Raw genomic sequence first — 21,503 nt, 5'->3', positions numbered from 1 at the left:
GGCGTCGTCACGAGACTGAACCTTAGCGAGTGCAGCCGCCCGGCCCCCAATCCGTTCGCGGTGGCTGCAACATCCCGTGGAATGCGACCGATAGGGTGTTCGGGGACTACCGCGCGGAACGTCCCGCCCCGTGACCACATGTACCGCAACGACCACAGGAGTATATGAACGTGCGAGAGGTTCTGCTGCTCTGCTGGCGCGACACCGGTCACCCGCAGGGTGGCGGCAGTGAGCGGTACCTCGAGGAGGTCGGCGCCCAGCTCGCGGCGCGGGGAATCAAGGTCACCCTCCGCACCGCCGGTTACCGCGGCGCGGCCAAGAAGGAAACCGTCGACGGCATCGAGATCAGCCGGGCGGGCGGACGGTACAGCGTCTACCCCCGCGCCCTCGCCGCGATCGCCGCGGGCCGGCTCGGGTTCGGACCGCTGCGAGGGATCCGCCCCGACGCCGTCATCGACACCCAGAACGGCATCCCGTTCTTCTCCCGCGTCGTCGCCGGCGCGCCCGTGACGCTGCTCGTGCACCACTGCCACCGCGAGCAGTGGCCCGTGGCAGGCCGGTTGATGGGCAAGATCGGCTGGTGGGTGGAATCCCGGTTGTCGCCGCGCACCCACCGGGACGACCAGTACCTCACCGTGTCGCTGCCGTCCGCCGACGAACTCGTCGAACTCGGCGTCGAGCGCGAACGGATCGCGGTGGTACGCAACGGCGCCGACGACATCCCGGTCGGCGTGGACATCGGCGGCGCCGACACCCGGACCGTGCACCCCAGCGTGTGCGTCCTGTCCCGGCTGGTGCCGCACAAGCAGATCGAGGACGCCCTCGAGGCCGTCGCGGCGCTGCGTCCCACGATCGCCGACGTGCACCTCGACGTCATCGGTGGCGGCTGGTGGGAGCAGAATCTCCGCGACCGCGCGCACGAACTGGGCATCGGCGACGCCGTCACGTTCCACGGGCACGTCGACGAAACCCGTAAGCACCAGTTGCTGTCGCAGTCCTGGGTGCACGTGATGCCGTCCCGCAAGGAGGGGTGGGGTCTGGCCGTCATCGAGGCCGCCCAGCACGGGGTCCCGACCGTCGGTTACCGCAGCTCCAAGGGGCTGACGGATTCGATCGTCGACGGCGTGACCGGTGTTCTGGTCGGCAGCGCGGAAGCGGCGACGGCCGACGTCGGCGAACTGACCGCGGCCGTCAACACCCTCCTGCTCGACCCCGAGACGCGCATGGTCCTCGGCGAGAAGGCGCGGGTCCGCGCGGGTGAGTTCTCCTGGAAGCACACCGGGAACGGCGTCCACGAGGTGCTGGCGGGCACGGCCGCGGGCCTGCGGACGTCAGGGCTGGTGTCGCCGGCGCTGGCGCGTCCGGGCCTCGAGCACGCCCGCGCCGAGTAGACCACCGGTCAGCAGCAGCGCCCACAGCACGTGGGCCGCGATCACCGTCGCGCGCGCCCGGTCGGACGCCTGGTGCCGTGCGACGTCGCCGTCGACGCGGTACAGCTCCAGATGCTCGTCCGAGAACTCTCGCACCAGACCGGCCAGGGTGGTCGCGGATTCGCCGCGCGGTCCGGGCGTGTCGCGCTCGACCAGGACCCACCGGACACCCAGCGACGCGAGATCGGCGGCGGAACCGCCGGTGAGCAGCACCCGTTCCACCTGCTGCGCCCGGGACCCCTCACCCTTCACCGTGCCACCGGCCACCACCAGCTCGCCCGTCTGCAGGACGTCTTCGGGCAGCATCCTCGGGGCGGGGTCGAGGACGGGCGCGGAACCGCTGTAGGAGAACTTGCGGAACATGCCCGTGGGCAGCACGGCGACGTCCCCGCTGTGCGCGTCGCGCTCCACCTCGGCGGCCACCTGCTGCCACGACGGCGGATAGTGAACCGGGCGCAGCGCGCCACCGACTCCCCACGCGAGGTCGGGGAGGGCGAGCAGCACGACCAGGACGGCCGAGACGGACCACGTGGCGGGGCGTCGCAGCACCGCGGCCGCGGCGGCGAGCGCATACAGCGGCGCCGCGAGCGCCACCCACTTCTGCGCGTCCCGGAGCAACCCCGCGCCGGGGACGTTCTGCACCAGCCAGCGGCCGATGTCGAGACCCCACGCGGTCGCGCCGAGTGCGGGCAGCAGCACCGCCACCAGCGCGATCGCCGTCAGTGCGGCGACCACGGGATGCCGTCGCCGCCGCCACAGCGCCGGCAGTCCGCACAGGACGACCGCGAGCAGCAGGACCGTTCCGACGAGTGCGAACAGCGTGGTCCGGGTCTCGGGGACGGCGGTCTCGTTCCACACGCCGCCGAGTCCGGCGAGACTGCCGAGAGTCGCCAGCCCCGGCTCGGCGCGCGCCGCGAACGCCGCGACCCCGGCGGGATCGGAGCCGTCCCCGCCGCCGCCGGCCAGGGCCGTGGCGACCAGCCACGGCGCGCTCGCGACGACGAACAGGCCCAGCGCGCCCGTCACCCGGAGCCACGCGGCGGATCGTCCGCCGGGGAGCGCGAGGACGGCCACCGCGGTCACCGCGGCGAGCAACACCCCGGTGGGCGTCAGACCGGCCGCGGCGAGGCAGGCCGCGAGGGCGAACCATCCCCGGCGGTGACCCCGTCGAATCGCGACCGCCGCACACGCCGTCCACGGCAACGCCGCGTATCCGGCCAGCAGGCTCCAGTGACCCTGCAGCAGTCGCTCGGCGACGTACGGGTTCCACACCGTCACCGTCACGGCCACGAGCTGAGGTCCGAGCCCCGCCGTCGGCAGGACGGTGCGGACCATCCGGGCCGCGCCCCAGCCGGCCGCCCAGAGCGCGAGCAGTAGGATCGCCTTCACCACCAGGCCGCCGTCGACGACGGCGCTCAGCGTCGCGAGGAGAGCGTCCTGCGGCACGGCCCGTGCGGCGGCGTCCGTGAGACCGAGCGCCGAGTCCGTCGGATACGAGCGGGGGGTGCTGACCGCGTCCCGCAACAGCAGGTAGCCCGGACCGAGCAGCGGCCCGAGGATCAGCAACGCCAGAAGGAGGCTGTAGACCGCCGCGACGAACGATGCTCGGCGCCGGGCGGTCATGGGCCGTCACGATACGTGGTGCATCGACCCGGCTCGCACGGCACGTAGTGCATCATGGGGCGCATGCCACGCCCGACCCTCACCAGCTCGGCGGTCGCCGGGGTGACGATGGTGACGGCGGGCTCGATGATCGCGAACATCGCGTCCTACCTGCTGCATCTGCCGGCGAGCCGCTGGCTCGGTCCGGCGGGCTACGGGGAGTTCGCGAGTCTCCTGGCGGCCCAACTCGTCCTCGCCGTCCCCGCTCTCGCACTGCAGACCGTCGTCGCCCGCGAGGTGGTCCGGGGCAAGGGCGCCCACGCGGTCCGGGTGCTGGGGTACCGCTGCGCGGTGATCGTCGCGGTCGCGGCGATGCTGCTCGCACCCCTCGTGTCCTGGGCCCTCGACACCGGCGTGCTCGCCACGTTCTCGGCGCTGATCACGGCGCCCGTCCTGGTCCTGCTCGCCACCGAACAGGGACTGCTGCAGGGCGCGGCACGGTTCGGCCCGCTCAGCGTCGTCCTCGCGGCAGCCGGTGTCGCGAAGGTCGTTCCCGCGGTCGTGGTGCTGGCCGTCGGCGCCGGGCCGGGGCTCGCCCTCGCCGCCAGCGCGGTCGGCACCGGGCTGGTGGCCCTGTGTGCGCGCCTGTTCGCCGATTCCGGGATCACCGGGGAGTCGAGCACCCGGATCGGCGTCGGGGCTGTGCTGAAGGCGTCGCAGGTGCAGTTGGCGCTGATCGCGTTGTCGTCGATGGACCTGGTGATCGCCCGGATCGTGCTCAGCAACGACGACGCCGGCCTGTACGCGCTGGGCGCTGTCGCCACCAAGGCCGCGTTCTGGCTACCGCAGGCCGTCGGGGTGGTGCTCTATCCGCGGATGGCGAATCCCGCGCACTCCGCGCAGGCGATCCGGTCGGCGCTCGCCGTCCTCGTCGGACTCGGGGCGGTCCTCGTGGCAGGCGTCGCGGTGGCCGCCCCGCTCGTCCCGCTCCTCGTCGGCGACGCGTATCGGCCCGTCCAGTCGCTGCTCTGGCTGTTCGCGCTCCACGGTGCCTGCCTGGCCGTCCTGCAGGGCGCCCTGCTGTCCGCCATCGCGGGGGAGCGGACGCACCTCGCTGTGATCGCCTGGATCGGCTTCGCCGTCGAGATGACCGCGATGCTGACCCTCGCCTCCACGATCGGGCAGTTCATCGCCGTCGCCGTGACGGTCGCGTCGAGCACCGCGCTGGTCGTCAGCGTCCTCGCCGTGCGCAGCGCGCGGCGTGATGCCCCGCGCCCGATGTGACATCCGTTCGGTCCGACGAGCTGCCTGTGACACCGGCGCAGTCCGCCCCCGGAAACGACGAGGGGGACCTCGGTGCACTACCGAGGTCCCCTTCGCACCGGACTACGTGGCGTCCGGCCGTACTGCTCTAACGCTCGTCGTACCGGCGCGGATCTTGCACGGGAATCTCTTCCGTCTTGTCCGTGGTCCAGTCGTGCTGCTCGGTGGGAGCCTCCGACTTGTCCAGGTCGACGTGACGGCCACCGTCGCTCGGCGGGTAGTCGTCGCCGGCGGTGTGCGCGGGCTGCCTGCCCTTGCCTCCGCGCAGACCCAGGACGAGACCTGCGATCAGCGCGATGACACCGAGGATGCCGGCGATGATCGGCACGGTGCGACCGAACGTGCTGATCTTGTCCATGCCGTCCTTGGCCTGCTGGACCTGGTATTCGATGGTCTGCTCGTTGAAGGGCAGTTCCACCTTCAGGACGTCGATCTCCGGCTTGTCCTTGTTGCGGGCGTAGTACTGGTGCAGCTGCTCCTGGCCCTTGACGACGACACCGGTCTCGGGCTCGACCCACAGGTCGCGCACGTTGGTGTACCAGCGGGTCATCGTGACGGGGAGGGTGCCGCCGGGGACGCCCCACGCCTCGGCGGGCAGCGTCAGCTTGTTGGTGGGCGAGCTGACCACCTTCGACAGGTCGACCGGGTCGATCGTCTGGTTGTAGTGGTACACCTTCAGGCCGTTGATCTCCGTCTCCTCGACGAAGTTGATGTCCTGGGTGGCGCGCGCGTTCAGGTCGAAGTAGGGGTAGCTCTGCTTCTCCGAGTTGAACGGGAACTTGTACTGCAGTCCGTCGCGCGAAACTTCCTCGGCAGGCTGGTTGGGCTGCGTCTGGATGGTGCCCACCGGGTCGTTGGTCGGCATCGACGTCTTGCGGTCGACGGTGTTGCGGTCGACGATCGCGGACAGCAGTCCGGTGTCGCCCTGCTTGTCGGTGCGCCGCAGCGTCTGCCCCGCCTGGAGAGTGACGACGTCCGCGTCCGCGGGGTCTTCGGTGGTGACGTAGCGCTGTGACACCAGTGGAACGTTCGTGTTGACTTCGGCCTTGCCTGCGAGAAGAGCCTGCGAGTTGAGCACGCTGCCGGAACCTTCGGCGATCGTGGTCACTTCGAGGTCCAAGGGCGTCTTCTCCAATTTGCCCACCGTGTAGGTGGGAATGAGAATAGCGACGGCCAAGAGGAAGGCACCGAGGCCCACCAGAATGCAAGCAAGTATCCGGCTCGGCCCTGAGCGCTCCGCCATGCTTTCTCTCCTAACCCAATTCTGTCGATTGAGATTCCCCCACCGGCAGCACGGCTGCACGGATCGCATGGAGCCCACATCGACACCACGTGAGGCAAAACACTAACAGTCTCGAATGCGCATTTGCCCCATCGGATAGTAAACGCATCGGCCGTTCGCCAGCGAAGTGACTCGAACGGAGTTTTCCGTCACAGCCCCCGGACCAGGCACACTGTTGGTGATGAGCACCTCGGCCACCACTACGAGCACGACCGCACCGCCGCGCAGTTTCATTCCCGCACTCGAGGGAATGCGCGGTCTCGCGGCGCTGGGGGTGCTCGTGACGCACGTCGCGTTCCAGACCGGTGCGACGCACGTGCCCGTTCTCGGGCGCATCTGGGGACGATTCGATCTGGCGGTGGCGGTCTTCTTCGCGCTGTCCGGATTCCTGTTGTGGCGCAGCCATGCCGGGGCGGCGCGGGGGATGGGCCCCGCCCAGGGAATCGTCCGGTACTGGATCTCGCGGGCGACGCGCATCCTGCCCGCGTACTGGGTCGCCGTGGCGGTGGTGTTGACGTTCCTGCCCACCGCGAACGCGAGTTACCGCACGTGGTGGGCGAATCTCGGTCTCGTGCAGGTGTTCGTGCCCCTCACGCTCACCGACGGTCTGACCCAGATGTGGAGCCTGTCGGTGGAGGTGGCCTTCTACCTGGTGCTTCCGTTGCTGGCGTTCGCGCTGGTCCGGTTGCGGGGTCCGGCTGCGCGGCTGCGGGTTCCGGCGATTCTCGCGTTGATCGCGGTGAGTCTGACGTGGGCATTCGTCCCGGTGTCGACGCCGGGTGGCATTCATCACGACAACTGGCTGCCCGGGTACCTGCCCTGGTTCGGAGCCGGGATGTTGCTCGCCGAACTGGCGGTGAGTCCGCCCGGCCGGATGCACCGCTGGGCGCATCATCGCGTCCGGATGTTTCTCGTCGCCGCAGTGGCATTCACGCTCACCGCGACCGACCTCGCCGGCCCGGAGGGGCTGGTGCGTCCCGAACCGTGGCAGTACGCCGTCAAGATGGCGCTCGGCGCCGTCATCAGCTTCGCGCTGATGGCCCCGCTGGTGCTGTCCGACACGTCCACCCACCGCTACCTCGCGAGTCCGCTCGCTCTCGCCGTGGGCCGCTGGTCGTACGGCATCTTCATCTGGCACCTCGCGGTGCTGTCGATCGTCTTTCCGGTGTTCGGGCTCGTTCCGTTCACCGGCCACTTCGTCTACATCCTCTTCCTGACGACGGTGATGAGCGTCGCGGTCGCGTCGGCCAGCTACGCGTTGGTGGAGGAACCCGCTCGTCGCGCCGTCAAGCGCTGGGAGGCGCGCGCCAGGAGCGCCGACCGTCCGAGTGGCAGCACGGCCAGCCCGGTGGCGACGAGCGCCAGCAGCAGCGGGAACTGAACGAGGAACGAGTGCCCCACGTACCCGCCGGGCGCGCGCCACGGGCCGGTGGAGAGCATCGCCATGCCGAGCATCGTCGATGCTCCGGCGACACCCACCAGCACGCGCGCGGCGGTGGCGGTTCCGCGTAGCCGGACGAGGGTCACGGCCAGCAGCGTCACCACGACCGTCGTCGCCGCGCCGACGGGACCGCCGATCACGGTGGCGGCAGCGAGGATTCCCAGCCACCCGACCGTCGCGCTGCCCCAGGTCCGGGGTGCCGGGCCGGGATCGCGATCGCGTCCGCGGCGCGGCCACAATGCGGCGGCGATCAGCGGAATCAGCAGCAGCAGACCGCCGAAGATCCCCAGGCGGTACCAGTGGTCGGTGGGGAAGTCGAGGGTCACCGTCCCCTCGGTTCCCGCGGGCAGGATCCACCCCTGCTGCCAGCCGTCCACGACGATCGGAGTCAGCTCGCTCCCGTCCGGTGCGGTGGCCACCCAGCCGACGTTGGTGCTCTCGGGGACGACGACGACCCGCTCCGTGTCCGAGCGCGGCACCGTGAGTTCCCGATGGTTCTCCGTCCACGCGGTGGTCGACACCTGCTCCGTCGGAACGGCCTGGGCCTGCGGTCCGGCGTCGAGGCGGAGACTGTCGACGAAGAACGCCGACCCCGGGTCGACGGTCACGTCCTGGGATCCGGCTCCCAGCGGAACGGGGCCGGCCGTGTCGCAGAGGGTCGCGGGAACCGGGCCACCGGAGAGTACTTGCCCGACGGTTGCCGTGACGCTCGTGCGCACCGGCTGCCCGCCGATCGACACGACCGGTCCCTCCTCGCAGGGCACCGTCACCTCGCGGGCGCCGGCGTCTTCGGCCGGACCCGACCCGGGCAGCAGGACACCGTCCTCGCCCAGCACCCCGACCTCGGCGAGGCCCGCGGGCTGCAGTTGCGCGAATCCCAGCGCGTTCTGATCAAGGGTGCTCTTCCAGGACACGAGGCTGAGTACGATCCGGTCGGTCACCCGGGGTTCGACCGTGACGGTCCCGTCGTCCTCGTCGACGTCGCGCACCTGCGGTCCGTTACCGAGGTCGACGGCGACCCGGTCGGGGGCGGTGGGCACGGCACCCAGGCTGGGTGTCAGTTGCAGGCCGGTGACCAGCGTGGGTTCGGGAAGGTCGATCGTGAGGGTCGGTTTCGCGCCCTTGCCGCCGGTGGTGTCCTGCTTCGCCGACCAACTGGTGCGCGGATCGTTGTCGGTGGCGGCGAACGCCGACCCGCGAAGGTCGGTGATGTTGCTGGTCCCGTGGGCGGACGGCCGATCCCTTTGCGTGAGAAGCTCTTCCAGCGGTGCGCCGTGACGTGCGCGCAGCATCAGTTGCGGCGTGACCGCGGTGGGTTCGGGCACCGACAACGTTCGCTCGAACGTGCCGACCTCCTCGGGCGGCAGGACGAAGGCGTTGCTGCACCGCGCCCGGTCCGGGGACTCGGCGCACGAGTTGCGGCCGGGGAGTTCCTGGCTGAGATCCCAGCCCGAGACGGACGCGCCCTCGGGGGTGGGAGGCAACATCGTGCGGTACCGGATCGGCACGGTGACCGGGGCGTCACGCTGGGAGAAGTCCTCGACCGACACCTCGCTGATGCCGAACTGTGTTCCCGCGGAACCGTTCTCGGTTCGAGTAGCGGTGATCCGCACCCACGGGGTGACGCCGCCGGGGACGGACACGGCGATCGGTTTGCCCGGGGCGTCCACCTTCACGGCGGTGCTGCCGTTGGGCGTCGACACCTCCATCCAGCGGACGGGGGCGCCGATCGCGGCCGGGCTCGTCGTGATGTGCAGCAGTGAGCTGGTGAGCGGGGTGTCGAAGTCGATCTGGAGCCACTGGCCCAGCGCCCGCTCGATGCCGTTGCTGAACCAGCCCGTCGCCGGGTCGCCGTCGACGGTCGCGGCGGCGCTGCTGGCGGGGGAGGTGCCGCCGAGTTGCGTGGCGTCGGACGCCGCACTCGACACGCTCAGCGTCGCGCCCTCCCATTGCCCCTCCACGAGCGGGGTGTCCGCCACCGGATAGTCGGGGACGAGATTGAACGTGCGGCGCGCGTCGTCCGGGGTGCGCAGCGCCGAACTGTGATTGTCGACCTGGCCGTAGTCGGTTTCCCGGTTCCGGGGCGTGTCCGTGACGGTGACGTCGTCGACCGGCAGTCCGGCGCGCTTCGCGTCCGCGGCCAGCAACACCGGTCCGGCTCCGGGCAGGGCGCCGTTCTCCCGCAGGCGTTGCAGCGATTCCGGCCCGCCCTGCACCCGGGGGATGCCGTCGAGGGTCGCGGTGTACGGCCCGCTCGTCGTCGGCGAGCCGTCCGGCATCGACACCTCGAAGATCTCGATCGCCGGGTACCGGGGACGCAGGTCGCTGTCGATCACCAGGCCGTCGACGTCACCGGGACCGATGTCCTCGCCGAACTCCGCGACCTGCGTGAATCCGGGCGAGCCGGTGACCGCCTGGTGCGCGAGCAGCGGGCGCGTCGACCGCGACGTCTCGGGGTCGAGGTCGTTGCGGAGCACGAGATAGTGGATGCCCTGCCCGAGCAGGGTCTGCGCCATGCCGTCCGAGGGGCGGCCGTCCGTGATCAGCCGCTGGATCGAGTCCATGGCCCGGATCGTGCCGGGCGGTGTCAGCGGGACGGCGTCGCGGGACGCCCACGGCGTGGACGCCAGCGCCTGCATCGGCTCGTCGCGGGTCAGACCCCAGAGCTGGCTGCCGAACGGTGCGCCCGGCACCACGAGCGCCCGCTCCGCGTCGGAACCGTCGGGGCTGGCGCCCCCGGCGTTGTCCTCCAGCCACGAGGCGGCCTGCTGCCAGTAGTCGGGGACCTCGGAGTACGTGCCCCGCGGTGCCAGCTTGCCCGTCCACGCCAGCGACGTCGCCAGGGTGAGGGCGACCAGCACCAGGCTGGTCACCGCGACCATCGGTTCGCGCTCGGGGTGCGCGAACGCGCTGCGCCACCGGGCGACCGGCACGGAACCGGGCAGCGGCACCTTCGCCAGCAGGTGCGCCAGCCCGAGCACGAGGGGCAGTCGAACGAGCGGCTCGAGTTTGTGCACGTTCCGGAGGGGTGCCCCGGTGGAGTCGAGAAACAGTCGCACCTGCTCGGCGAACGGGGAGCCCAATTCCCCGATGTACCCGGCCGCGAGTCCGGCGACGCCGACGAACAGGATCAGAGTGAGGCGCCCGCGGGCCGGCATCGACCGCATGCACAGTCCGGCGAGACCGGCGGCGGCGATCAGGCCGGTCGCCGCGACCGCGGCGGGCTGGGTGACGAGGACCGCGCCTGCGATGCGCTCGGGGGAGACGAACGGCGTCCAGCTGTCGGTGCCGCGGAGGATCTCGGCGAGGGACGTCCATTGCGTGGTCACCCCGGACGATTCGATGTAGTCGAGGAACGGCGGGCTCACCTTGCCGAGCAGCAGCAGCGGCACGATCCACCACAACGTGGCCAGCGTCAGGAACGGGAACCACCACGCGGTGAACACCCACCACCGACGGTTGGGCCGGTGCGCGATCCACCACAGGCCTGCGACGAGGCACGCGGCTACGGTCGCGACGGCGTTGACCGCACCCATCAACGCGACGGCCAGCGCCGACTGGGCCGCCAACCGTGCAGGTGAGTGCCACCGTGTGTCCCGGGACGCCTTGCCACTCACGTGGGAGAGGGCGACGACCACGGGCAGAAGGACCCACGGCGCCAGCATCATCGGGAGGGTTTCCGACGAGATCGAACCCAGGGTGGTGAGGACACGGGGGGAGAACGCGAACGCGACACCGGCGATGATCCGGGACGAGCGGCTGCCGACGCCGAGTGCTTCGGCGAGACGGACGACGCCCCAGAAGCCGGCGACGAGGAGCAGGGCCCACCAGATTCTTTGGGTGATCCATGGCGGGACGCTCAGGACGTCGCCGAGCGCGAAGAACGCGCCGTGCGGGAAGAAGTAACCGTAGGCCTGGTTCTGCACCTGGCCCATGGGGGCCTGGCTGCTCCACTGATGCGCGGCCCGTTCCAGGAATCCGATCGGATTCTGGGACAGGTCGTACTTGGTGTCAGCGGCGAGCCGGCCGGGGGTTTGGAGGAACGCGAGAAGAAACGCTACGACAGAGGCGCCGAACAGCCACCGCCGTGACAGAGGCTCCGCCGAGGGCGCCATGGACGACATGGCCGCCGACTCGGGGGAAGTGCGGGAACTTGTTGAGGCGGCGCTCTCAGCGGCTGCCGTACTCAACCTGGTTCAGGAGCGAGGAATCCGCGTTGCCGCTGCGGTCGATCTCGGGACGCGTGTTGTCCTGTGCGGCTGCGGTGATGCCGAGCGTCGCCACGGTGCCGAGAGCGACACCGACCACGGCGCTGACCACACCGGGCACAAGGAACTTCCCCATCAGACATCTCCCACCGTCGTGCCATCGACGCACACGGCTACTCCCGCGTACGAATTGCTCGGGTCAAGGTATCACCCGCGGGCCGCCGAACTGCTGATTGGTGCTCGTGGGCCACTGTTTCAGCAGTTCACGGGCTTTGCTGCACTCCGAGCGCCCGGAGCAGCGTGCGCAGTTTGGTGGTCGTCTCGTCGAGTTCGGACTCCGGGTCGGACTCGGCGACGATGCCCCCGCCCGCCGTCGCCAGTGCCTCGAGTCCGTCCGCGGCGATCTCGGCGCAGCGGATGGCCACCACCCAGTCGCCGTCGCCGTCGCCGTCGCACCATCCGACGGCGCCGCCGTAGAACCGCCGATCCTCCTCGACGTCCCGGATGGTCGCGAGGGCGAGGTCGGTGGGGGTGCCGCACACGGCGGGGGTCGGGTGCAGCAGGGCGGCCAGGCTCAAAGCGCTGGTCGACGGGTCGCGCAGCACTCCTTCGATGGGGGTCGCGAGATGCCACACCTCGTGCGTGCTGGTCAGGACCGGGGAATCCGGGACGGTCAGCTCGGTGCAGAGCGGCGCCAGGACCTCCCTGATCCAGGCCGTGACGAACGCGTGCTCGGCCAGGTTCTTCGTCGACTCCACGAGGCCGCGACCTTCCTTCTCGTCGGCCTCCGGATTGGCGCGACGCGGGGCTGTTCCGGCGAGGGGACGGCAGGTGACGCGTCGCCCGCGTCGGCTGAGCAGCACTTCGGGGCTGGCGCCGACGAGGCTGCGTCCGCGGAAGCTCTCGCCGGCCGCGGAGAGGTCGACGGCGAACCCGTTGGCGGTGGGATTCTGGTGAATCATTCTCGCGGCCAATGCTTCTGCGGAGATGGGGGTGTCCGCGCGGAGGGTGACGCTGCGGGCGGCCACCACCTTGCCGAGCGTTCCCTCGCGCAGCCGGTCGACGAGGGACCGCACCCGGGCCACGTGCTCGGCGGGGTCGGGGATTTCCCGCGTGAGGTGTACGGACGGGAGGTCGGGAACGCTGCCGGGCCGCCACGGGCCGTCCGTGAACTCCCACGACTCCGGGGCGGTCAGCGCGGCGGGACGTTCGGGATCGAACGGCAGCGCTCCGACGATCAGTTCGGTGTCACCGTTCGCGAGGGCCGTGACAGCGGCTGCCGCGGTGTCGTACCCGTGCCGCACACCGGACGTACGCAGCGTCCGGTCGGCGCGGGAGAGAAGGAAGCCGTCCATGGTCACCCGACAGTAGTCGGGCGTCCGGACTACTTCCCGGGAGGCACGATCAGCACCGGGCGGTGGCTGTGGCGCAACACGTGGTCGGCGACGCTGCTCTGCAGCAACGACCGCAGACCGGTGGTGCCGCGGGTTCCGGTGACGATGATGTCGACCGCGAGTTCGTCGGACGTCTCCACGATGGCCGTCCAGATCGTGCTGGTGCACTCGATGCAGCGACCCTCGGTGGCGAGCCCGGCGGCCTCGGCGAGCTGGACGCCCTCTTCGTTGGTGACCTTGGCGTCGGAGAATGCGACGTCCTCGGTCTCCTCGTCGGGCACCCACTCGGGTTGCATCACACCGGACAGGCCTGACATGCGCGCGGCCTGACGGACCATCGGCTCCCACACCGTCACCAGCACAGCGCGATTGGAGGCGAGGAAGCGACCTGCGCACTCCACCGCACGCTTGGCGTTGTCGGATCCGTCGTAGGCGATCAACATCAAACCACCGGGCACTACGACCTCCTGAGTACGGGTTTCCTCTGTATCCAGATTACCAAGACGGGCGGCAGCGGTCGCCGATTCGGGGCCTGCCACGGGGGCGCCGGTGGCGAACTGGGCTACCGTCGAACCCATGCGGATCAAGTATGCACTCGCGCTCGCTGCCTGTACCGGCCTCGTCGCCGGATGTTCGTCGGGTGGTGGCGAGACGGTCGCGGAATCGTCGTCGGCGACACCGTCGCCGTCGCCGTCCTCGGTCGAGCCGGCGTCGCACACCGGCACCGCAGCGCCCGCGGCCGCACCGGCGTCGTGTGAGACGGAGTTCCTGCAGTCGTTGCCGTTGCGGCGCAAGCTCGCTCAGCTGTTGAACGTGGGAGTGACCGGCACCGCGGATGCGGCTCAGGTGGTCCGCGACGAGCAGATCGGCGGCATTTTCGTCGGGAGCTGGACCGACGAGGCCATGCTCGCGAACCGTGAGATTCCCCAGGTGGCGTCGGCGTCGTCGCTGCCCCTGATGGTGACGATCGACGAGGAGGGTGGGCGCGTGTCGCGTGTCGAGAACCTGCTCGGAGCCGATCCGTCCGCCCGGCAGACCGCGGCCACGATGACGGAGGAGCAGACGTATCAGATGGCGCTCGAGCGCGGTCGCGGACTGAAGGACCTCGGTGTCACCGTGAACTTCGCCCCCGACGTGGACGTGAGCAGCCAGCCCGACGACAGCGTCATCGGCGACCGCTCCTACTCCGACGATCCCGCCGTCGTCACCCGCTACGCCGACGCATACGCGCGCGGGATGCGGGATGCGGGAATCCTGCCCGTCATCAAGCACTTCCCCGGCCACGGATCGGCGTCCGGCGACTCGCACACCGGGGCCGTCACCACCCCGCCGCTCGAGCAGTTGCAGACGAAGGACCTCGTCCCGTTCCGGAACCTGGTGTCCACGGGTGTCGGCGTCATGCTCGGCCACCTCGAGGTGCCGGGTCTGACCGCCCCCGGGATCCCCGCCAGCATCAGCCCCGACGCCGTGGCGCTGCTGCGCGGCGGCACCGGATACGGCGCTCCGCCGTTCACCGGCCCGATCTTCACCGACGACCTCAGCGGCATGCAGGCGATCACCGACCGCTACGACATCACGGTCGCCGTCGAGACCGCGCTGGAATCCGGTGTCGACGTCGCGTTGTGGCTCACCACCGACGACGTCCCGCGGGTCCTCGATCACCTCGAAAGCGTTGTGGCCTCGGGCAAGCTGCCGCAGCAGCGTGTCGACGAGGCGGTGCTGACCGTCGCACGAGCCAAGGGCGTGCTGGCCTGCTAGTGCGCGGTCCGCGACAGGGTGCTGGTATTCTTCTCGTCCGCCGGTCGGGCCCGCTTTATTACCGTAGAGTAAGATAGCGGGTTCGACGATGATGGAGGACGAATGGCCGGCGGCACCAAGCGACTGCCGCGCGCAGTGCGCGAGCAGCAGATGCTCGACGCTGCTGTCGACGTCTTCTCCGACAGAGGTTTTCACGAGACGTCCATGGACGCGATCGCGGCCAAGGCGGAAATCTCCAAGCCGATGCTGTACCTGTACTACGGCTCCAAGGACGAACTGTTCGCGGCATGCATCCAGCGGGAAGGTCTGCGCTTCGTCGAGGCGCTCGCTCCGGCGGGCGATCCGGGGCTGAGCCCGCGCGAACAGCTGCGCCGGGCCCTCGAGGGGTTTCTCGGGTTCGTGGGCAAGCACCGCAAGTCGTGGATGGTGCTGTATCGCCAGGCGATGGGGCAGCAGGCGTTCGTGGGGTCGGTGCAATCGAGCCGCGACCGGCTGATCGAGCTGACCGCGCACCTGCTCGAGTCCAGCACCAAGGATCCGGAGCCGGGGCAGGATTTCGAACTGATCGCCATCGCCCTGGTCGGTGCGGGTGAGGCTGTGGCCGACCGCGTCGCCGGCGGCGAGATCGAGGTCGACGCCGCCGCCGATCTGCTGGAATCCCTGGCGTGGCGCGGTCTCGCGGGTAAGAAGAAGCCGGAGTGAACGGGACGTTCGATCAGATCGAACGAACGTCCCGTTCGTCCCCGTCAGCGCAGCGTCGCGGTGAGGTGCGGGTACCCCTTCTTCGGGTGCTTGATCGACAGATCCCAGCCGTCGCCGGTCTGATCGGCGTACACGTTCAGCGTGGACGGCAGCAGGATCGGCTTGCCGAAGCGCACGCTGTACGTGACGGCGTCCGGGATCCGGCCCTCGACCGTCCCGAGGACGGCGGCCGCACTCCACATGCCGTGCGCAATGGTCCTGGGGAATCCGAAAGCCTTGGCGCCCAACGTCGACACGTGAATCGGGTTCCGGTCACCGGAGACCGCGGCGTACTTGCCGATCGTCTTCTGATCGACCCGCAGTGTCCGCAGCGGACGCGGCGGCTCCTCCTCGGCCTTGGGCTCGGGGCCCGGCTGACCGGACAGCGACGTCTTCTGCTGACGCAGGAACGTCGACGTCTGCTTCCACACCAATTCGCGTCCGACCCTGATCTCGCTGATCACGTCGATCAGGAGTCCCTTGCGGTGCTCGCGCAGATTCTCCGCGTGCACCGACACGTCCAGGGGCTCGATCACCGAGATGGGACGGAACTGCTCGATGACGTTCTCCGCATGCACGGAACCGATGGCGGGGAAGGGGAAACCGTCGGACACCATCAGCTTCATCACGACCGGGAACACCAGCGTGAACGGGTACGTGAGCGGCAGGTGGTCGCCGAACCGCAGCCCGGTCACCCGGTCGTACGCCGCCAGGTTGTCGGGGTCCACCCGCACCCCGTTCAGGACCAGCGTCGTGTCCGGGGCGCTGTGCCCGCTCGCGCCGATGACCGGCAGCGCGCTGCGCACGGCACGGGTGTAGATGTCGAGCGTGCCCGGCTTCTCCGTGAGTTGCACGACCTTCCCGGACATCAGGCGCCCAGCAGGCTCTGGCCGCAGACACGGACGATCTGCCCGGTGACGGCGTTGGACGCGGGGCTCGCGAAGTAGGCGACGGTCTCGGCGACGTCGACGGTCTCGCCGCCCTGCAGCAGGGAGCTCATGCGACGTCCGGCCTCGCGGGTGGCGAAGGGGATCGCCGCGGTCATCGCCGTCTCGATGAAGCCCGGTGCGACGGCGTTGATCGTGATCTTCTTCGTCGCGAGCAACGGTGCGGAGGCCTGCACGAGCCCGATGACACCGGCTTTGGAGGTGCCGTAGTTGGTCTGGCCCCGGTTGCCCGCGATGCCGGCGATGGAGGACACGTCGATGACGCGGCCGCCTTCCTTCAGGGCGCCCTTCGCGACGAGGACATCGGTGATGCGCTGCGGCGCAAGAAGGTTGACGCCGATCACCATATTCCAGCGGCCCTCGTCCATGTTGGCGAGGGTCTTGTCGCGGGTGATGCCTGCGTTGTGGACGATGATGTCCGCGCCGCCGTGCCGTTCGAGGACGAACTCGGCGAGCTTGTCGGCCGCGTCGTCCGCGGTCACGTCCAGGGCGAGGGACGTGCCGCCGACCTTGTTGGCCGTCTCCGACAGCGCCTCACCGGCGGCCGGAATGTCGGCGCAGATGACGTGCGCGCCGTCGCGGGAGAGGACCTCGGCGATGGTCGCGCCGATGCCGCGGGCCGCACCGGTGACGATGGCGACCTTCCCGTCGAGCGGCTTGTCCCAGTCGGCGGGTGCGACGGAATCCTCGGCGCCGACACGGATGACCTGGCCGCTGACGAACGCGGACTTGGCCGACAGCAGGAAGCGCAGCGTGGATTCGAGACCCGACAGGCCGGCGGACGCCTTCGGCGAGACGTAGACGAGCTGAGCCGTGGCGCCGCGCTTGACCTCCTTGCCGACGCTGCGGGTGAAGCCCTCGAGCGCGCGCTGGGCGATGTGCTCGTCGACGCCGGACGTCTCTTCGGGGGTGGTGCCGATGACGACGACCCGCGCGGACGGCGCGAGGTTGCGGACGACCGGCTGGAAGAACTCGAACAGCTGCTCGAGCTCGGTGACCGAACCGATGCCTGTGGCGTCGAACACCAATGCGCCGTAGCTGTCGTCACCCGCTCCCGCAGCGGGGTAGTCGGACAGCAGTTCGCGCAACGGCTCGACGAGACGGCCCTTGCCGCCGATCAGGACCGGACCGGCGAGCGGCGGTTCGCCGTGCTTGTATCGCCGCAGGTTCTCGGGTCGCGGCAGTCCTGCTTTCGCGGCGATGAACGCGCCGGGTGCGGATGAGAGGAACTGGGAATAGAGGTCGGGAGCTCCCTTGCTGGCTGCCACGGTCCTACCTTCTGTCGTCGTTTGGCGGTCAGTCACCGAGCACCGGGTGAAGTGCGGTGTCGACAAGTAACTTACTCCTGAGTAAGAATAGTAGCCAACAGGTAATCGCACCAGATCCTTGGAGACGTCAGTGACCAGCAAAGCTCGCACCAATTCGAACTCCGCAGCGGCGCCGAAGCCAGGCGGAAAGCAGCAGCGTCCCGTCGCGATCGTCGGCGGAAACCGCATTCCGTTCGCCCGCTCCGACCGGAAGTACGCGCAGGCGTCCAACCAGGACATGTTCACCGCCACCCTCGACGGACTGGTGAGCCGCTTCAACCTCCAGGGCGAGAAGCTGGGCCTCGTCGCAGGCGGCGCCGTGCTCAAGCACAGCCGCGACTTCAACCTGATGCGCGAATGCGTCCTCGGCAGCGCCCTGAGCCCGTACACCCCGGCGTTCGACCTGCAGCAGGCGTGCGGCACCGGACTGCAGTCGATCGTCGCCGTCGGTGACGCGATCGCGGCCGGCCGCATCGACGCGGGCGTCGGCGGCGGCGTCGACACCACGTCGGACGCGCCGATCGGCGTCAACGACGAACTCCGCGAGTTCCTGCTGTCGCTGAACCGCGCGAAGAGCACCGGCGACCGCATCAAGCTCCTCGGCAACGTCCGCCCGTCCATGCTCGGCATCGAGATCCCCCGCAACGGCGAGCCCCGCACCGGGCTGTCCATGGGCGAGCACGCCGCGATCACGGCGAAGGAATTCGGCGTCCGCCGCGAGGACCAGGACGAACTGGCCGCTGCCAGCCACCAGAACATGGCCGCCGCCTACGACCGCGGATTCTTCGACGACCTGGTGACGCCGTTCCTCGGGCTCACCCGCGACGACAACCTGCGGCCCGACTCCAGCGCCGAGAAGCTGGCCAAGCTCAGGCCGGTCTTCGGGGTGAAGGCGGGCGACGCCACGATGACGGCGGGTAACTCCACCCCGCTCACCGACGGCGCGTCCGCGGTCCTGCTGTCCACCGACGAATGGGCCGCCGAGCGCAAGCTTCCGGTGCTCGCGCATCTCGTCGACTCCGAGACCGCGGCCGTCGACTACATCCACGGCAAGGACGGGCTCCTGATGGCTCCGACGTACGCCATCCCGCGCCTGCTGGCCCGCAACGGCCTCACCCTGCAGGATTTCGACTACTACGAGATCCACGAGGCGTTCGCATCCGTCGTGCTGGCGACGCTGCAGGCGTTCGAATCGGACGAGTACTGCAAGGAACGCCTGGGTCTCGACGGTGCTCTGGGGTCCATCGACCGCAGCAAGCTGAACGTCAACGGGTCCTCGCTGGCGGCGGGCCACCCGTTCGCCGCGACCGGCGGCCGCATCGTCGCCTCGCTCGCCAAGATGCTGGCGGAGAAGGGCTCGGGCCGCGGCCTGATCTCGATTTGCGCCGCCGGCGGCCAGGGTGTGACGGCAATCATAGAGGCGTGATCCGACTGGCCTTTCCGGTAGCTGGGAGACCGGAAAGGCCAGCGTGCGCGCAGTGCGAGCGGGGATCCGGCAACGAGGGGTGGCCGGATCCCCGAAATCTTTTCCGACAGGTGTAACGCTGGAGATTAGCTGGCGATATCCCTGTCAGCCCCGTGTTGCTGCCTGACCCCCGACCTGGCAGCAGCGCGGGGCTCTTGCATTTCCGGCGGCCGGTACGCTGACGTGGGGGTCTCGACCAGGCCTCGCTCGGATCGGATCGCGCTTGAAATGCAACGAGCACCGACGGCAAGCTGAGGCCCGCACGAAGGACAACTCGGTGAGAGGGCCACGGTGAACGACGAAGACGGCGACAAGGGGAGCAAGGCACCCGAACGGTCGACGCCGGACCCTTCCGCGACGCCCGAGAGTGTCGAACCCGAGACCGTGGCCGATCCGCCCGCTCCGGAACCGGACGAGGCTCCGGCTCCCGACGCTTCCGTTCCCGAGGCTCCGGCGCAACAGCCGAGTGCCGACGATGCCCCGACAACGCAGCTGAACCTCGGTGACCTGGGGGAACGCTCCGAGGAGCAGGCTCCCGACGCGCCGTTGTGGGTGGAGCCGCCGGCGAACGAGGACGTCACTCAGGTGATCCCCGCGATTCCGCCGGGTCCCGTTCCCGGGCCGACGCAGGCGTACACCCCACCGGCCGACGACCCGACCGTGGTGGCTCCGGCCGCCGCGGCGCAGGTCCCGCCGCAGCCGGCACCGGAACCTTCCCCGCCCGCCGAGCCGTCCGCAGAACAGACCGCTCCGTCGCGTGCTCCCTGGGTGAAGATCGCAGCAGTCACCGGCGGTGTGATCGCCCTGATCGGCATCGCCTACGCCGCGGACCTCGCGGTGTCTTCCGGGAAGGTCCCGCGCGGGGTGACCGTGGCCGGCGTCGACGTGGGCGGTTCGTCCCGCGAGGAGGCGGAGGCCACGTTGCAGGCGCAGGTCGGCCCACGCGTCGATCAGCCGCTGACGGTGACGGCCGGCGACGTGTCGACGCAACTCGTTCCGTCGGCCGCCGGGCTCGGTGTCGACTGGGAGGCCACGCTCGACCGGGCCCATTCGCAGCCGCTCAACCCGTTCACGAGGCTCACCTCGTTCTTCACGACCGACGAGATCGGTGTGGTGTCGACTCGCGACGAGGCCGCGCTGGCCTCCGCCGTCGACGGTCTTCGCGGTGAGACCGATCGTGCGTCCCGCGAGGGGACCGTCGTGTTCGAGGGCCCGACCCCGGTGCCGGTGGACCCGTCGACCGGGCAGAACCTGAACGGTGAGGGCGCCGAGGCGGCGTTGACCGAGGAATGGGCGTTCGGCCGGCCGGTGGAACTGCCCGTCGACGTCGTGCCCGTGACGGTGACGAAGGAAGGCGTCCAGAGGGCGCTCGACGAGGTGGCGACGCCCGCTGCCTCCGCCGATCTGGTGGTCACCGGTCGCGACGGCAAGGTCGCGACCGCGGCGCGGCAGCAGATCGGTGCGATCGTCGGCTTCGAACCGGACGGCAACGGCGGGTTGAGGCCCACCTACAACATCGAGGCTGCGACCGGCATCCTGGCGCCGCAACTCGTCTCGACGGAGATCGTGCCCAAGGACGCGACGATCACGCTCGACGGGGGATCGCCCACGGTCGTCCCCGCGGTCGTCGGCGATCTGGTGCAGTGGCCCAAGACGTTGGAGACGCTGCCCGAGTTGTTGCGCGGCAACGGTTCTCACACCACCGCCGCGGTGTACGGGCCCGTCCCGCCCGCCCTCACCACGGAGGCCGCGCAGGCGCTCGGTGTGAAGGAAGTGATCGGCGAGTTCACGACCGGCGGTTTCTCGGCGGCATCGGGTACCAACATCCGGCTCGCCGCCAGTGAGATCAACGGGGCGCTGATCAAGCCGGGCGACACGTTCTCCCTCAACGGGTACACCGGCCCGCGGGGCACGGCTCAGGGATATGTGGAGTCGGGCATCATCAACAACGGCCGCCCGGACACCGCCGTCGGCGGCGGTGTGAGCCAGGTGGCGACGACGCTGTACAACGCCGCATATTTCGCCGGCATGGAGGACGTCGCGCACACCGAGCACTCGTACTACATCTCGCGTTACCCCGAGGCGCGCGAGGCCACCGTCTTCGAAGGTGCCATCGACCTGCAGTTCCGCAACACCGCCAAGACGGGTGTGATGATCCAGGCCATCGGCGGCGCCTCGGACCTGACCATCCGGTTCTGGGGAACCAAGTCGGTCGACGTCGAGTCGATCACCGGCAACCGGACCAAGCCGACGGAGCCCGACACGGTCACCCTGCCCGCCGGCGATCACTGCATCGCCTCCAGCGGCGCACCGGGATTCACCGCCAGCGACACCCGGGTGATCTCCGACCACGCCACCGGCCAGGAAATCTCCCGGGACACCAGAACCGTCCGGTACGACCCCGTCCCGATCGTCAAGTGTGAGGCACCCGCGGCCCCACCCAAACCCGACGAGCGCACCCCCGCCGCCTCACCGGCCCCGCCCGCCCCCGCGGAAAGCCCGAAACCCACGACCCCGAAGCCGAATCCGAACGACGGCGAGTAGCCGCACTCGTTCTCGGTTCGCGCACCGCTTTTCGAGCCCGAAAAGATGAGCGCGAACCGAG

14 protein-coding genes and 1 pseudogene are annotated in these 21,503 nt (G+C 69.9%); 7 read left to right on the top strand and 8 right to left on the bottom strand.

The window, feature by feature from the left end; genetic code table 11:
* Nucleotides 1–170 precede the first annotated feature (170 nt).
* On the top strand, nucleotides 171–1,391 hold the full coding sequence (locus tag WKC72_RS34575) for a glycosyltransferase family 4 protein (protein ID WP_112301345.1): 1,221 nt from the start codon (nucleotides 171–173) through the stop codon (nucleotides 1,389–1,391).
* On the opposite strand, the gene WKC72_RS34570 is transcribed toward WKC72_RS34575, so the two are convergent.
* Nucleotides 1,332–3,053: a hypothetical protein gene (locus WKC72_RS34570; protein WP_370181041.1), complete on the bottom strand. Its 1,722-nt coding sequence runs from the start codon at nucleotides 3,051–3,053 to the stop codon at nucleotides 1,332–1,334. The genes WKC72_RS34575 and WKC72_RS34570 overlap by 60 nt on opposite strands.
* Before the next feature lie 54 nt (nucleotides 3,054–3,107).
* On the opposite strand from WKC72_RS34570, the gene WKC72_RS34565 reads away from it, so the two are divergent.
* Nucleotides 3,108–4,316 (top strand): polysaccharide biosynthesis protein, encoded by a 1,209-nt coding sequence (locus tag WKC72_RS34565; protein ID WP_370181040.1) that lies wholly within the window; start codon nucleotides 3,108–3,110, stop codon nucleotides 4,314–4,316.
* 127 nt (nucleotides 4,317–4,443) lie between these two features.
* On the opposite strand, the gene WKC72_RS34560 is transcribed toward WKC72_RS34565, so the two are convergent.
* Entirely contained in the window at nucleotides 4,444–5,598 is a 1,155-nt protein-coding gene (locus WKC72_RS34560; RefSeq protein ID WP_112301019.1) for a DUF3068 domain-containing protein, read from the bottom strand.
* 220 nt (nucleotides 5,599–5,818) lie between these two features.
* On the opposite strand from WKC72_RS34560, the pseudogene WKC72_RS34555 reads away from it, so the two are divergent.
* Nucleotides 5,819–6,865: pseudogene (locus WKC72_RS34555) on the top strand (acyltransferase family protein); the annotation flags it as partial.
* A gap of 23 nt (nucleotides 6,866–6,888) precedes the next feature.
* Here WKC72_RS34555 and WKC72_RS34550 read toward each other — a convergent pair.
* The 4 genes from WKC72_RS34550 to WKC72_RS34535 all read right to left on the bottom strand — a co-directional run bounded on the left by WKC72_RS34550 (nucleotide 6,889) and on the right by WKC72_RS34535 (nucleotide 13,138).
* Nucleotides 6,889–11,202: an alpha-(1->3)-arabinofuranosyltransferase family protein gene (locus WKC72_RS34550; RefSeq protein ID WP_370181039.1), complete on the bottom strand. Its 4,314-nt coding sequence runs from the start codon at nucleotides 11,200–11,202 to the stop codon at nucleotides 6,889–6,891.
* A gap of 46 nt (nucleotides 11,203–11,248) precedes the next feature.
* Nucleotides 11,249–11,422, bottom strand: a complete 174-nt coding sequence (locus tag WKC72_RS34545) for a DUF2613 domain-containing protein (protein WP_005258546.1) — start codon at nucleotides 11,420–11,422, stop codon at nucleotides 11,249–11,251.
* A gap of 127 nt (nucleotides 11,423–11,549) precedes the next feature.
* Nucleotides 11,550–12,641, bottom strand: coding sequence for an isochorismate synthase MenF (locus tag WKC72_RS34540; protein ID WP_370181038.1), 1,092 nt, complete (start codon nucleotides 12,639–12,641; stop codon nucleotides 11,550–11,552).
* A gap of 29 nt (nucleotides 12,642–12,670) precedes the next feature.
* On the bottom strand, nucleotides 12,671–13,138 hold the full coding sequence (locus WKC72_RS34535) for a universal stress protein (protein ID WP_005243718.1): 468 nt from the start codon (nucleotides 13,136–13,138) through the stop codon (nucleotides 12,671–12,673).
* 118 nt (nucleotides 13,139–13,256) lie between these two features.
* Here WKC72_RS34535 and WKC72_RS34530 point away from each other — a divergent pair, with 118 nt between their 5' ends.
* Together WKC72_RS34530 and WKC72_RS34525 are read left to right on the top strand one after the other, a co-directional pair.
* Nucleotides 13,257–14,438: a glycoside hydrolase family 3 N-terminal domain-containing protein gene (locus tag WKC72_RS34530; RefSeq protein WP_037233013.1), complete on the top strand. Its 1,182-nt coding sequence runs from the start codon at nucleotides 13,257–13,259 to the stop codon at nucleotides 14,436–14,438.
* A gap of 102 nt (nucleotides 14,439–14,540) precedes the next feature.
* Nucleotides 14,541–15,140, top strand: coding sequence for a TetR/AcrR family transcriptional regulator (locus WKC72_RS34525; RefSeq protein WP_005243713.1), 600 nt, complete (start codon nucleotides 14,541–14,543; stop codon nucleotides 15,138–15,140).
* Between the two features lie 44 nt (nucleotides 15,141–15,184).
* On the opposite strand, the gene WKC72_RS34520 is transcribed toward WKC72_RS34525, so the two are convergent.
* A complete protein-coding gene (locus WKC72_RS34520; RefSeq protein WP_112301016.1) occupies nucleotides 15,185–16,048 on the bottom strand; it encodes a MaoC/PaaZ C-terminal domain-containing protein in 864 nt (287 codons plus the stop codon).
* Complete coding sequence (locus WKC72_RS34515) at nucleotides 16,048–17,394, bottom strand: 3-oxoacyl-ACP reductase (protein WP_370181036.1); 1,347 nt, start codon at nucleotides 17,392–17,394, stop codon at nucleotides 16,048–16,050. The genes WKC72_RS34520 and WKC72_RS34515 overlap by 1 nt, the downstream gene beginning before the upstream one ends.
* A gap of 130 nt (nucleotides 17,395–17,524) precedes the next feature.
* Here WKC72_RS34515 and WKC72_RS34510 point away from each other — a divergent pair, with 130 nt between their 5' ends.
* Entirely contained in the window at nucleotides 17,525–18,859 is a 1,335-nt protein-coding gene (locus tag WKC72_RS34510) for an acetyl-CoA C-acetyltransferase (protein WP_037233025.1), read from the top strand.
* A gap of 330 nt (nucleotides 18,860–19,189) precedes the next feature.
* Complete coding sequence (locus tag WKC72_RS34505; protein WP_370181035.1) at nucleotides 19,190–21,442, top strand: VanW family protein; 2,253 nt, start codon at nucleotides 19,190–19,192, stop codon at nucleotides 21,440–21,442.
* Nucleotides 21,443–21,503 lie beyond the last annotated feature (61 nt).

This window comes from Rhodococcus wratislaviensis (assembly GCF_041228765.1).
Classification (GTDB): Bacteria; Actinomycetota; Actinomycetes; order Mycobacteriales; family Mycobacteriaceae; genus Rhodococcus_F; species Rhodococcus_F wratislaviensis.
This window is presented reverse-complemented; position numbering and strand designations above follow the sequence as displayed.

Bases quoted from the DNA above. Each gene is read 5' to 3' on its own strand.
- WKC72_RS34570 (WP_370181041.1), bottom strand. From the start codon at position 3,053: ATGACCGCCCGGCGCCGAGCATCGTTCGTCGCGGCGGTCTACAGCCTC.
- WKC72_RS34565 (WP_370181040.1), top strand. From the start codon at position 3,108: ATGGGGCGCATGCCACGCCCGACCCTCACCAGCTCGGCGGTCGCCGGG.
- WKC72_RS34560 (WP_112301019.1), bottom strand. From the start codon at position 5,598: ATGGCGGAGCGCTCAGGGCCGAGCCGGATACTTGCTTGCATTCTGGTG.
- WKC72_RS34550 (WP_370181039.1), bottom strand. From the start codon at position 11,202: ATGTCGTCCATGGCGCCCTCGGCGGAGCCTCTGTCACGGCGGTGGCTG.
- WKC72_RS34545 (WP_005258546.1), bottom strand. From the start codon at position 11,422: ATGGGGAAGTTCCTTGTGCCCGGTGTGGTCAGCGCCGTGGTCGGTGTC.
- WKC72_RS34540 (WP_370181038.1), bottom strand. From the start codon at position 12,641: ATGGACGGCTTCCTTCTCTCCCGCGCCGACCGGACGCTGCGTACGTCC.
- WKC72_RS34530 (WP_037233013.1), top strand. From the start codon at position 13,257: ATGCGGATCAAGTATGCACTCGCGCTCGCTGCCTGTACCGGCCTCGTC.
- WKC72_RS34525 (WP_005243713.1), top strand. From the start codon at position 14,541: ATGGCCGGCGGCACCAAGCGACTGCCGCGCGCAGTGCGCGAGCAGCAG.
- WKC72_RS34520 (WP_112301016.1), bottom strand. From the start codon at position 16,048: ATGTCCGGGAAGGTCGTGCAACTCACGGAGAAGCCGGGCACGCTCGAC.